Genomic DNA, 12,473 nt, shown 5'->3' on the forward strand with positions numbered 1-12,473 from the left:
CTAAACCCGCAAGGGGAAAGGAAGTTACGTGCTCGACGTCAACTTCTTCGATGAACTCCGTATCGGCCTGGCCACCGCGGAGGACATCAGGCAATGGTCTTACGGCGAGGTCAAGAAGCCGGAGACGATCAACTACCGCACGCTGAAGCCGGAGAAGGACGGCCTGTTCTGCGAGAAGATCTTCGGACCCACTCGCGACTGGGAGTGCTACTGCGGCAAGTACAAGCGCGTCCGCTTCAAGGGCATCATCTGTGAGCGCTGCGGCGTCGAGGTGACCCGCGCCAAGGTGCGCCGGGAGCGGATGGGCCACATCGAGCTCGCTGCGCCCGTCACGCACATCTGGTACTTCAAGGGTGTGCCGAGCCGGCTCGGTTACCTGCTCGACCTGGCCCCGAAGGATCTCGAGAAGATCATCTACTTCGCGGCGTACGTCATCACGTCGGTCGACGACGAGATGCGGCACAACGAGCTGTCCACGCTCGAGGCCGAGATGATGGTGGAGCGCAAGGCCGTCGAGGACCAGCGCGACGCCGATCTGGAGGCCCGCGCGCAGAAGCTGGAGGCCGATCTGGCCGAGATGGCGGCCGAGGGCGCCAAGGCCGACGCCCGCCGCAAGGTCCGCGACGGCGGCGAGCGGGAGATGCGCCAGCTCCGTGACCGGGCCCAGCGTGAGCTGGACCGGCTGGAGGACATCTGGAGCACCTTCACCAAGCTGGCCCCCAAGCAGCTGATCGTCGACGAGAACCTCTACCGCGAGCTCGTCGACCGCTATGGCGAGTACTTCACCGGCGCCATGGGCGCGGAGTCGATCCAGAAGCTCATCGAGAACTTCGACATCGACGCCGAGGCCGACTCGCTGCGTGACGTCATCCGAAACGGCAAGGGGCAGAAGAAGCTTCGCGCGCTGAAGCGGTTGAAGGTGGTCGCCGCCTTCCAGCAGTCGGGCAACTCGCCGATGGGCATGGTGCTCGACGCCGTCCCGGTGATCCCGCCGGAACTGCGTCCGATGGTGCAGCTCGACGGTGGCCGGTTCGCCACTTCCGACCTGAACGACCTGTACCGCCGGGTGATCAACCGCAACAACCGCCTCAAGAGGCTGATCGACCTCGGTGCGCCCGAGATCATCGTCAACAACGAGAAGCGGATGCTGCAGGAGTCCGTGGACGCGCTGTTCGACAACGGCCGCCGCGGCCGCCCGGTCACCGGGCCGGGTAACCGTCCGCTGAAGTCGCTGTCGGATCTGCTCAAGGGCAAGCAGGGCCGGTTCCGCCAGAACCTGCTCGGTAAGCGCGTCGACTACTCGGGCCGTTCGGTCATCGTGGTCGGCCCGCAGCTCAAGCTGCACCAGTGCGGCCTGCCCAAGCTGATGGCGCTCGAGCTGTTCAAGCCCTTCGTGATGAAGCGGCTCGTCGACCTCAACCACGCGCAGAACATCAAGAGCGCCAAGCGCATGGTGGAGCGGCAGCGCGCCCAGGTGTGGGACGTCCTCGAAGAGGTCATCGCCGAGCACCCGGTGCTGCTGAACCGCGCACCCACCCTGCACCGGCTGGGCATCCAGGCCTTCGAGCCGATGCTGGTGGAGGGCAAGGCGATTCAGCTGCACCCGCTGGTGTGTGAGGCGTTCAACGCCGACTTCGACGGTGACCAGATGGCCGTGCACCTGCCGCTCTCCGCGGAGGCGCAGGCCGAGGCCCGCATCCTGATGTTGTCTTCCAACAACATCCTGTCGCCCGCGTCCGGGCGTCCGCTGGCCATGCCGCGATTGGACATGGTGACGGGGCTGTACTTCCTGACCACCGAGGTCGCCGGCGACAAGGGCGAGTACGCGCCCGCCGCCAAGGACACCCCGGAGGTCGGCGTGTACTCCTCGCCGGCCGAGGCGATCATGGCCGCCGACCGCGGCGTGCTGTCGGTGCGGGCCAAGATCAAGGTGCGGCTGACGCAGCTGCGTCCGCCCGCCGAGATCGAGGCCGAGCTGTTCGGTGCCAACGGCTGGCAGCCCGGCGATGCCTGGATGGCCGACACCACCCTGGGCCGGGTGCTGTTCAACGAGTTGCTGCCGCACGGCTACCCGTTCGTGAACAAGCAGATGCACAAGAAGGTGCAGGCCGCCATCATCAACGACCTGGCCGAGCGCTACCCGATGATCGTGGTCGCGCAGACCGTCGACAAGCTCAAGGACGCCGGCTTCTACTGGGCCACCCGCAGCGGTGTCACCGTGTCGATGGCCGACGTCCTGGTCCCCCCGCGCAAGAAGGAGATCCTCGACCACTACGAGGAGCGGGCGGAAAAGGTCGAAAAGCAGTTCCAGCGCGGCGCTTTGAACCACGACGAGCGCAACGAGGCACTGGTGGAGATCTGGAAGGAGGCCACCGACGAGGTCGGTCAGGCGCTCCGCGAGCACTACCCGGCCGACAACCCGATCATCACGATCGTCGACTCGGGTGCCACGGGTAACTTCACTCAGACCCGAACGCTGGCCGGCATGAAGGGCCTGGTGACCAACCCGAAGGGTGAGTTCATCCCGCGCCCGGTCAAGTCATCGTTCCGCGAGGGCCTGACCGTGCTGGAGTACTTCATCAACACCCACGGCGCGCGAAAGGGCTTGGCGGACACCGCGTTGCGTACCGCCGACTCGGGTTACCTGACCCGTCGTCTGGTGGACGTGAGCCAGGACGTCATCGTCCGCGAGCACGACTGCGAGACCGAGCGTGGCATCCTCGTCGAGCTGGCCGAGCGTCAGCCCGACGGCACCCTGATCCGCGACCCGTACATCGAAACCTCGGCGTACGCGCGGACTTTGGGCGCCGACGCGGTCGACGAGGCCGGGAACGTCGTCGTCGCACGCGGCGAGGACCTCGGTGACCCGGAGATCGACGCGCTGCTGGCCGCGGGCATCACCCAGGTCAAGGTGCGCTCGGTGCTGACCTGCACGACGGGCACCGGCGTGTGCGCCACCTGCTACGGGCGGTCCATGGCCACCGGAAAGCTGGTCGACATCGGCGAGGCCGTCGGTATCGTCGCGGCCCAGTCCATCGGTGAGCCCGGCACGCAGCTGACCATGCGTACCTTCCACCAGGGTGGTGTCGGTGAGGACATCACCGGCGGTCTGCCCCGCGTGCAGGAGCTGTTCGAGGCCCGCGTCCCGCGCGGCAAGGCCCCGATCGCCGACCTCACCGGGCGGGTGCAGCTGGAGGAGGGCGAGCGCTTCTACAAGATCACCATCATTCCCGACGACGGGAGCGAGGAGGTCGTGTACGACAAGCTCTCCAAGCGGCAGCGTCTGCGGGTGTTCAAGCACGAGGACGGTTCCGAGCGGGTGCTGTCCGACGGCGACCACGTCGAGGTGGGCCAGCAGCTGATGGAGGGCTCGGCCGACCCGCACGAGGTGCTGCGCGTGCAGGGCCCCCGCGAGGTGCAGATCCACCTGGTCCGCGAGGTCCAGGAGGTCTACCGCGCCCAGGGTGTGTCGATCCACGACAAGCACATCGAGGTGATCGTCCGCCAGATGCTGCGCCGCGTCACCATCATCGACTCGGGCGCGACGGAGTTCCTGCCCGGTTCGCTGATCGACCGTGCGGAGTTCGAGGCGGAGAACCGTCGGGTGGTGGCCGAGGGCGGCGAGCCCGCCGCCGGCCGTCCGGTGCTGATGGGTATCACGAAGGCGTCGCTGGCCACCGATTCGTGGCTCTCGGCGGCGTCGTTCCAGGAGACCACGCGAGTCCTGACCGATGCGGCGATCAACTGCCGCAGCGACAAGCTCAACGGTCTGAAAGAGAACGTGATCATCGGAAAGCTGATCCCGGCTGGTACCGGCATCAACCGGTACCGCAACATCCAGGTGCAGCCGACCGAGGAGGCCCGGGCCGCCGCGTACACGATCCCGTCCTACGAGGATCAGTACTACAGCCCGGACTTCGGCCAGGCCACCGGCGCCGCGGTGCCGCTGGACGACTACGGCTACTCCGACTACCGGTAGTTCGACGACGATGCGGCGAGGGACTCGCCGCTGAGGAGTCGGACAATTGGACCTAGTTCGACGACGATGCGGCGAGGTAACTCGCCGCTGAGGAGTCGGACAATCGGCGGTAGTCCGCACGCTAGTTCGACAAGAAAAAGAGCCCCCGCCCAGTGCGGGGGCTCTTTTCTTGTTCGCTCGTCAGCGCAAGCGGCCAACGGCGATGAGTTCGGCCAGCAGCCCGGGTCTACCTGTCGACCGTCGAAGATCTCAGGAGGACCGCGTGGCCCAACTGCTCAGAGTCCAGAATTTCATGTTGTCGCGCGATGGGTTCGGCGCCGGGCTCAACCAGTGCTTCGAACGCCCATTCGGCGACGCCGACCAAGGCGCCATGTTCGCGTGGGTCGGCGCGACCGCGAGTTGGGTAGGCCGCAGCGAGCCCGGCGGAAGCCGCGGCCTCGACGACTACTTCACCCGCGACTTCACCAACAACATCGGCGCGGAGATCATGGGCCGCAACAAGTTCAGCCCATACCGCGGCCCTTGGCAGAACCACCCGGATTGGCAGGGGTGGTGGGGTGACGAGCCACCGTTCCATACCCCGGTGTTCGTCATGACGCACCATGCCCGCGCGCCGTTGACACTGTCGGACACCACGTTCCACTTCGTCTCCGGCGATCCGGCGGGCGTCCTGGATCAGGCGAAGGCGGCCGCCTTCGGCAAGGACGTCCGGCTCGGCGGTGGCGCGAGCACCGTGCGCCAATTTCTCGACGCTGGCCTCGTCGACGCTCTCCACGTCGCGGTCGCGGAGGTGGAGATCGGGGCTGGATCGCGCCTCTGGGAGTCCCCGGAAGAGCTCGAGGACCGGTTCCACCACGAGGTCGTACCCAGCGCCAGCGGGGTCACCCATCACTTGTTCTGGCGGCGATGACGGCCGCACTCCAACTACACTGGCCGCGTGCTCATCGGTTCACACGTCAGCAATGACGACCCGCTGGCCGCCGCGGAGGCGGACGGCGCCGACGTCGTGCAGTTCTTCCTCGGCAACCCGCAGAGCTGGAAGAAGCCGAAGCCCCGCGAAGACGCCGAGGCGCTCAAGGCGTCGAGCGTGCCGCTCTATGTCCACGCGCCCTACCTCATCAACGTGGCGTCGGCGAACAACCGCATCCGGATCCCGTCGCGCAAGATCCTGCAGGACACCTGCGACGCCGCGGCGGAGATCGACGCGACGGCGGTGATCGTGCACGGCGGCCACGCCGACGACGACGACATGGAGGCCGGCTTCGAGCGGTGGGTCAAAGCGCTGGACTACCTGGAAACCGACGTGCCGGTGTACCTGGAGAACACCGCGGGCGGCGACCACGCGATGGCCCGCTACTTCGACACCATCGGCAGGCTCTGGGATCACATCGGCGACAAGGGAATCGGGTTCTGCCTGGACACCTGCCATGCGTGGGCGGCGGGTGAGCAATTGATCGACGCGGTGGACCGGATCAAGGCGCTGACCGGGCGCATCGACCTGGTGCACTGCAACGACTCGAGGGACGCGGCGGGCTCGGGTGCCGACCGGCACGCGAACTTCGGCACCGGCCAGATCGACCCCGAGCTGCTGGCCGCGGTCGTCAAGGCGGCCGACGCGCCGGTCATCTGCGAGACCGCCGACGAGGGCCGCAAGGACGACATCGCGTTCCTGCGGGAAAAGACAAGCGGCTGAGTCACGGCCGTGCTCGGTCGGCTCGCCACCCTCCTCGGGGTCGTCTTGCTCGTCGCGGGCTGTGCGCCGACACTGCCGTCGGGCTTCGTGACCGGCACCAGTTTGCACCACCTCGAGGTCGGCGGACACGATCGCAGCTATCGGCTCTACAAGCCGGTGGCAACACCGGATTCGGTGCCGCTTGTCGTCGTGCTGCACGGCTATTCCGGTAGCGCCAGGCAGGTCGAAAGGGATTACGGCTGGGACGAACTGGCCGATGCGGGCAGGTTCGTCGTCGCCTACCCCGACGGGCTCGACCGGGCCTGGAACGTCGACGGGGAATCGTGCTGCGGCCGGCCCGGACGGGAAAACGTCGACGACGTCGCCTTCATCGCCGCGGCGGTGGCCGACGTCGCCAAGAACGTCCGCACGGATCCCGCCAGGGTCTACGTCACCGGAATGAGCAACGGCGGCATCATGTCCTACACGCTGGCGTGCACCACCGACATCTTCGCCGCCATCGGCCCGGTGGCCGGCACGCAACTGAACGGGTGCCCGGACCCGCGCCCGATATCGGTCATGCACATCCATGGCACGGCGGACCGGTTGGTGCCCTACGGTGGCGGGCAGGGTTTCAGCGTCATCAACGGCCCGCCGGTTCCCAGCGTGAATGCGTTCTGGCGCAACGTGGACCGGTGTGCGAACCCGGCCAGCACGACCGACGGTCCGGTCACCACGTCGACGGCGGAATGCGCCGGCAACCGTGGCGTCACGCTGATCACGATCGACCAGGGCGGCCACGAATGGCCGCCGTTCGCCAGCCAGGCGCTGTGGGCGTTCTTCCGAGCGCACGCCCGCTGACGCACCAGCATTACACGTCTTGTGCGACTGTCGGAAAAATGTAACATGAGGGGCATGTCGGATACGCATGTCGTCACCAACCAGGTCCCCCCGCTGGAAAACCACAACCCCGCGACATCCGCGGTGCTCGTGGAGGCCCTGATCCGCGAGGGCGGGCAGTGGGGCGTGGAAGAGGTGAACGAGGTCGGCGCGATCGCGGGCGGCCGCGAGGCCCTGCGGTGGGGTGAACTCGCCGACCGCAACCGGCCGATCCTGCACACGCACGACAAGTACGGCCACCGCATCGACGAGGTCGAGTACGACCCGGCCTACCACGAGTTGATGCGCACGGCGATCGCCAACGGCATTCACGCCGCCCCGTGGGCGGACGACCGCCCGGGCGCGCATGTGGTGCGCGCCGCGAAGATGTCGGTCTGGAACGTCGAGCCCGGCCACACCTGCCCGATCTCGATGACCTACGCCGTCGTCCCCGCGCTGCGCTACCAGCCCGAACTGGCGGCGGTCTACGAGCCCCTGCTCACCAGCCGCGAATACGATCCCGAACTCAAGCTCGCCACCACCAAGCGCGGTATCACCGCCGGCATGTCGATGACCGAGAAGCAGGGCGGGTCCGACGTGCGCGCCGGCACCACGCAGGCGACCCCGAACGGGGACGGCAGCTACCGCCTGACCGGACACAAGTGGTTCACCTCGGCGCCGATGTGCGACATCTTCCTGGTCCTCGCCCAAGCGCCGGGTGGACTGTCCTGCTTCCTGCTGCCGCGGATACTGCCCGACGGCACCCGCAACCGGATGTTCCTGCAGCGGCTCAAGGACAAGCTCGGCAACCACGCCAACGCGTCCAGTGAAGTCGAATACGACGGCGCCGTCGCGTGGCTGGTGGGCGAGGAGGGCCGCGGCGTGCCCACCATCATCGAGATGGTCAACCTCACCCGGCTGGACTGCACCCTGGGCAGCGCCACCAGCATGCGCACCGGACTGACCCGGGCCATCCACCACGCCCAGCACCGAAAGGCGTTCGGCGCCTACCTGATCGACCAGCCGCTGATGCGCAACGTGCTGGCGGACCTGGCCGTCGAGGCCGAGGCCGCCACCATCGTCGCGATGCGGATGGCCGGCGCCACCGACAGGGCGCTGCGCGGCGACGACCGGGAGGCCCTGTTGCGCCGCATCGGTTTGGCCGCCAGCAAGTACTGGGTGTGCAAGCGGGCCACCCCGCACGCCGCCGAGGCGCTGGAATGCCTGGGCGGCAACGGCTACGTCGAGGACTCGGGCATGCCGCGGCTGTTCCGTGAGGCGCCGCTGATGGGCATCTGGGAGGGCTCGGGCAACGTCAGCGCGCTGGACACGTTGCGCGCCATGGCAACTCGGCCCGAATGCGTCGAGGTGCTGTTCGACGAGCTGGCCGAAGGCGCGGGCGCCGACCCGCGACTGGGCGCGCACGTCGAACGCCTGCGCCGCGACCTGACCGACCTGGACACCATCGCGCTGCGGGCCCGCAAGGTCGCCGAGGACATCTGCCTGGCGCTGCAGGGATCGCTCTTGGTGCGCCACGGCCACCCTGCCGTCGCCGAGGCCTTCTTGACCACCCGGCTCGACGGGCAGTGGGGCGGCGCCTACGGGACCATGCCCGTCGGCCTGGATCTGGCCCCGATCCTCGAGCGGGCGCTGGTCAAGGGCTGAGCCGCAAGATGACCCACGCGATCAGGCCGGTCGACTTCGACAACCTGAAGACGATGACCTATGAGGTCACCGATCGGGTTGCCCGGATCACCTTCAACCGACCGGAGAAGGGCAACGCGATCGTCGCGGACACCCCGCTGGAGCTCTCGGCGCTGGTGGAGCGCGCCGACCTGGACCCCGATGTGCACGTGATCCTGGTCTCGGGCCGCGGCGAGGGGTTCTGTGCGGGCTTCGACCTGTCCGCCTACGCCGACCGCACCGGTTCGGCCGGCGGTACGGGTGCCTATCGGGGCACCGTCCTGGACGGAAAAGCCCAGGCGGTCAACCACTTACCGAATCAGCCCTGGGATCCGATGATCGACTACCAGATGATGAGCCGGTTCGTACGCGGTTTCTCCAGCCTGATGCACGCCGACAAACCGACGGTGGTCAAGATCCACGGCTACTGCGTGGCCGGCGGCACCGACATCGCGCTGCACGCCGACCAGGAGGTGGTCGCCGCCGACGCCAAGATCGGCTACCCGCCCACGCGGGTGTGGGGCGTCCCCGCGGCCGGGTTGTGGGCGCACCGGCTCGGCGACCAGCGCGCCAAGCGCCTGCTGTTCACCGGCGACTGCATCACCGGCGCCCAGGCCGCCGAATGGGGTCTGGCGGTCGAGGCGCCGGACCCGGCCGACCTCGACGAGCGCACCGAGCGGCTGGTGGAACGGATCGCCGCCGTGCCCGTCAACCAGCTGATCATGGTCAAGCTCGCGCTCAATTCGGCTCTGCTGCAACAGGGCGTGGCCACCAGCAGGATGGTCAGCACCGTGTTCGACGGGGTCGCCCGGCACACGCCGGAAGGCCACGCCTTCGTCGCCGACGCCACCGAGCACGGCTTCCGCGACGCGGTCCGGCATCGCGACGAGCCCTTCGGTGACTACGGCCGCCGGGCGTCGCAGGTATAGCCATGCCCACCATGACGGCCCGGTCGGTGGTGCTCAGCGTGCTGCTGGGGGCCCACCCGGCGTGCGCCAGCGCGAGTGAATTGGTCAGGCTCACTTCCGACTTCGGCATCAAGGAGACCGCGCTGCGGGTGGCGCTGACGCGCATGGCCGGGGCCGGCGACCTGATCCGCTCCGCCGACGGCTACCGGCTCTCGGACCGCCTGCTGGCCCGCCAGCGGCGGCAGGACGACGCCATCGACCCCCGGGTCCGACCCTGGCGCGGGGAGTGGGTCACGCTCATCGTGACCAGCGTGGGCAACGACGCGCGTACCCGGGCCGCGCTGCGGAACACTCTGCACGGCGAGCGTTTCGGTGAGTTGCGCGAAGGTGTCTGGATGCGCCCCGACAACCTGGAGCTCGACCTTCACCCCGAGATCGACGCGCGGGTCCGGGTCCTGCGGGCCCGCGACGACGACCCGACGGGGCTGGCCGCCCAGCTGTGGGACCTGCCCGCCTGGGCGCGGGCCGGTCAGGAGTTGCTCGACGAGATGGCCGCCGCGCCGGACATTCCGGGCCGTTTCGTGGTGGCGGCGGCCACGGTGCGACACCTGCTCACCGACCCGGTCCTGCCCGACGAACTGCTGCCCGTTGACTGGCCCGGGGCCCGGCTGCGTGCGGCGTACCACGACTTCGCCACCGAGCTGCTCGAGCGGCGCGAACCACTATTTGCGGAGGCACAATGAGCGATCCCGTGCGTATCGAGCGCAACGGCCCGGTGACGACGGTCATCTTGAACCGGCCGGCGGCGCGCAACGCGGTCAATGGTCCCACCGCGGCCGCGCTGTACGCGGCGTTCGACGAATTCGACCGCGACGACACCGCGTCGGTCGCGGTGTTGTGGGGCGACGGTGGAACCTTCTGCGCCGGAGCCGATTTGAAGGCCTTCAGCACCCCCGAGGCCAACGCCGTGCACCGGACGGGCCCGGGCCCGATGGGGCCGACCCGGATGGTGTTGTCCAAACCCGTGATCGCCGCGGTGAGCGGCTACGCCGTCGCCGGGGGCCTGGAGCTGGCCATCTGGTGCGACCTGCGGGTGGCCGAGGAGGATGCGGTGTTCGGGGTGTTCTGCCGGCGGTGGGGGGTGCCGCTGATCGACGGCGGCACCGTGCGGTTGCCGCGGTTGATCGGGCACAGCCGCGCGATGGACATGATCCTCACCGGCCGCGGTGTCAAGGCCGACGAAGCGCTCGCGATGGGGTTGGCCAACCGCGTGGTGCCCACCGGCCGGGCGCGGCAGGCGGCCGAGGAGCTGGCCGCGCAGCTGGCCGCGCTGCCGCAGCAGTGCCTGCGATCGGACCGGCTCTCGGCGCTACACCAGTGGGGCGCAACGGAATCCGAGGCGATCGACTTCGAATTCGCCAGCATCTCCCGCGTCGCCGCCGAGGCCAACGAGGGTGCGGGGCGGTTCGCCGCGGGTGCCGGCCGGCACGGCGCGCCCGCCGGTTAGGCAACCCGTCCGCTCCCGACGTTACGGCGCGAGCCGCACCCTGCCGGGCGGCATGGGGGGCGGCTCCGGACCGGCGCCACCACCGCCGGGAGGGATCCCCGGCTGGGGGGCACCGGGCTCCTGTTGCGGTCCCGGTGGCGCCTGCTGGGCCGGCAGCGGTTGCTGCGGTGGAGACGGGGTCGTGGCGGGCCGGGGTGGCGTCATGATCTGGGCCGTCGGCGGCGGCGGTGGCGGAAGCTGCGGTGGGTCCGGCTGGCCGGTTTCTCCCGACGGGAACGGTCCCGACACCAGGCCGATCGGGTGGAATGCGGCGGTGTGCGCGCCCGCATCGCTCCCCTGCGGCGGTTCGCTCGAGCCGGGCAAGGGATTCGCCATGGACTGCAGGGAAGCAATCTTCGGTTGATTGTTCGGACAGTAGGCCTCGACCGAGGCGGAGATGAATCGGGCGACGGTGCGCATGACGCGGTCGGGAGGGTATGGGCCGCCGGCCGAGTTGGCATTGAACGCCCGTTGCTTCATGTCATCGACCACGCCGCTGGCCGGCATTCCGCCATCGAGTTGGCGGCAAATCCGATGGGCCGTGGCGATGAGGCTCGGCACGTTCTCGAGAGCAGGGATGCCCTTCTGGTCGAGCAGCGCCACAAACTGGTCGTCGGGATTGGGGTCGGCCGCCGCCGCGGGAAGCGTCACGGCGCCGGTCAGTACCACGAAGGCCGTAACCAGCGCGCCGGTGCGGTTGGTGGTACTGGGGAACATGGCTGGAGTCCGTTCTGCTGGGACGATCATATGCCCCGGATACTCCCGCAGCACCCCGGCGAAAACCGATGCCGGCGAACGACTACCGCTCAGCTGCCCTTGGTGATGGTGTTGCCGGAGCCCAGGTTGTCGACCTTGGGCTCACCGTCTTTGTAGGTGATGGTGTTGTTCAGCCCCACCACGCTGATGCGGGTGTCGACCTTGTCCAGGGTGATCTTGTTGTTCGTGCCGCCGACGGTCACCGTCGTGCAGTCTCCGGTGACGGTCAGCGTGTTGTCCGAACCGCCCACGTTCAGCGACTTGCCGCTGGCGCAGTCGAGCGTCGTGGTGGTGCCCATCGACCCGTAGTTGAGCGTGTTGCCGATCTCCACCGACGCGGTGGTGCTCGCCCCGCTCGACCCCGTCGTCGGCGCCGCCCCGGCGCTCGTTGTCGTCGTACTGCTCTTCGTCGTCGTGGTGGAACTCGTGGGCGGGTTGGCCGTCGAACTGCAGCCGGCCAGCAATACCGCCGCGACGGCCGGGGCGATGGCGAACGCGGTCAGCCCCGAGGGGCGGTCAAAGACGTGGGCAGACAATGTTCCTCGATTCCCCTCGGTCGAATGGTGGTGCGGTGTCGGGCTCAGCCGGGTACCTGCTGAAGCCGGTTGGTCATCCCGAGCTCGCGGCCGCGGTCCCAGAGGAACGGCGAGCCGCCGTGGTAGAACACCGTCTGGTCGTAGCCGTAGACGGTGATGTCGTGCGAGACCGAGTCGGCGACGACGGTGTTGGACGAGCCCATCACCGTCACCGCGTAGCAGTTGCCCAGCGCCGTCACGTTGTTGCGGGTGCCGTTGACCAGCAGGGTGGCGTCATTGCAGTCCAGCGTCTGCTCGATGCCCTCCCCGATGACGTGGGTGTCGCCGTTCTTGGCGTGCGCGGCGGGGGCGGGGATTGCGGCGACGGTGATGATGCAGGTTGCCAACGACCCGGCGGCGGTTGTCCAGTTCACTGCGGGCCCCCTTTGTCACGGGTGGATCTGCTCGATGAGATTACGTCCATCCGGCCATGGCTGAAACAGTTTCGCGCCCGGCGTCAACTAGAGTCATTAGT

At 68.5% G+C, this 12,473-nt stretch carries 11 protein-coding genes; 8 read left to right on the forward strand and 3 right to left on the reverse strand.

Annotated elements, in window-relative coordinates; translation table 11 throughout:
• Positions 1 to 28: 28 nt before the first annotated feature.
• The 8 genes from A5713_RS02215 (at position 29) to A5713_RS02250 (ending at position 10,628) form a co-directional block, all read left to right on the forward strand.
• Positions 29 to 3,979: a DNA-directed RNA polymerase subunit beta' gene (locus tag A5713_RS02215; RefSeq protein ID WP_068092097.1), complete on the forward strand. Its 3,951-nt coding sequence runs from the start codon at positions 29 to 31 to the stop codon at positions 3,977 to 3,979.
• Positions 3,980 to 4,241: 262 nt separating this feature from the next.
• Positions 4,242 to 4,889, forward strand: a complete 648-nt coding sequence (locus A5713_RS02220; RefSeq protein WP_067916649.1) for a dihydrofolate reductase family protein — start codon at positions 4,242 to 4,244, stop codon at positions 4,887 to 4,889.
• Positions 4,890 to 4,916: 27 nt separating this feature from the next.
• A complete protein-coding gene (locus tag A5713_RS02225) occupies positions 4,917 to 5,672 on the forward strand; it encodes a deoxyribonuclease IV (RefSeq protein ID WP_067916647.1) in 756 nt (251 codons plus the stop codon).
• A gap of 9 nt (positions 5,673 to 5,681) precedes the next feature.
• Entirely contained in the window at positions 5,682 to 6,512 is an 831-nt protein-coding gene (locus A5713_RS02230) for a PHB depolymerase family esterase (protein ID WP_067916645.1), read from the forward strand.
• A 54-nt stretch (positions 6,513 to 6,566) separates the two neighbouring features.
• Complete coding sequence (locus A5713_RS02235) at positions 6,567 to 8,195, forward strand: acyl-CoA dehydrogenase family protein (RefSeq protein WP_068092109.1); 1,629 nt, start codon at positions 6,567 to 6,569, stop codon at positions 8,193 to 8,195.
• Positions 8,196 to 8,203: 8 nt separating this feature from the next.
• Positions 8,204 to 9,142, forward strand: coding sequence for a crotonase/enoyl-CoA hydratase family protein (locus A5713_RS02240; RefSeq protein WP_068092111.1), 939 nt, complete (start codon positions 8,204 to 8,206; stop codon positions 9,140 to 9,142).
• A gap of 2 nt (positions 9,143 to 9,144) precedes the next feature.
• A complete protein-coding gene (locus A5713_RS02245; protein ID WP_068092114.1) occupies positions 9,145 to 9,864 on the forward strand; it encodes a PaaX family transcriptional regulator C-terminal domain-containing protein in 720 nt (239 codons plus the stop codon).
• On the forward strand, positions 9,861 to 10,628 hold the full coding sequence (locus A5713_RS02250; protein ID WP_068092116.1) for a crotonase/enoyl-CoA hydratase family protein: 768 nt from the start codon (positions 9,861 to 9,863) through the stop codon (positions 10,626 to 10,628). Before A5713_RS02245 ends, A5713_RS02250 begins: the two co-directional genes overlap by 4 nt.
• Before the next feature lie 21 nt (positions 10,629 to 10,649).
• Here the strand turns inward: A5713_RS02250 and A5713_RS29490 are convergent, their stop codons facing one another.
• The 3 genes from A5713_RS29490 to A5713_RS02265 form a co-directional block, all read right to left on the reverse strand.
• Complete coding sequence (locus tag A5713_RS29490) at positions 10,650 to 11,384, reverse strand: DUF732 domain-containing protein (protein WP_068092118.1); 735 nt, start codon at positions 11,382 to 11,384, stop codon at positions 10,650 to 10,652.
• Positions 11,385 to 11,473: 89 nt separating this feature from the next.
• Positions 11,474 to 11,926 (reverse strand): DUF3060 domain-containing protein, encoded by a 453-nt coding sequence (locus tag A5713_RS02260; RefSeq protein ID WP_156751713.1) that lies wholly within the window; start codon positions 11,924 to 11,926, stop codon positions 11,474 to 11,476.
• A 77-nt stretch (positions 11,927 to 12,003) separates the two neighbouring features.
• Positions 12,004 to 12,372 (reverse strand): DUF3060 domain-containing protein, encoded by a 369-nt coding sequence (locus tag A5713_RS02265; protein ID WP_067916632.1) that lies wholly within the window; start codon positions 12,370 to 12,372, stop codon positions 12,004 to 12,006.
• Between the last annotated feature and the right edge of the window lie 101 nt (positions 12,373 to 12,473).

The organism is Mycobacterium sp. E2497, from assembly GCF_001668695.1.
GTDB lineage: Bacteria > Actinomycetota > Actinomycetes > Mycobacteriales > Mycobacteriaceae > Mycobacterium.

What these genes read in the sequence shown, in the direction of transcription:
- A5713_RS02235 (WP_068092109.1), top strand. Translation starts at nt 6,567, where the DNA reads ATGTCGGATACGCATGTCGTCACCAACCAGGTCCCCCCGCTGGAAAAC.
- A5713_RS02245 (WP_068092114.1), top strand. Translation starts at nt 9,145, where the DNA reads ATGCCCACCATGACGGCCCGGTCGGTGGTGCTCAGCGTGCTGCTGGGG.
- A5713_RS02250 (WP_068092116.1), top strand. Translation starts at nt 9,861, where the DNA reads ATGAGCGATCCCGTGCGTATCGAGCGCAACGGCCCGGTGACGACGGTC.
- A5713_RS02240 (WP_068092111.1), top strand. Translation starts at nt 8,204, where the DNA reads ATGACCCACGCGATCAGGCCGGTCGACTTCGACAACCTGAAGACGATG.
- A5713_RS29490 (WP_068092118.1), bottom strand. Translation starts at nt 11,384, where the DNA reads ATGTTCCCCAGTACCACCAACCGCACCGGCGCGCTGGTTACGGCCTTC.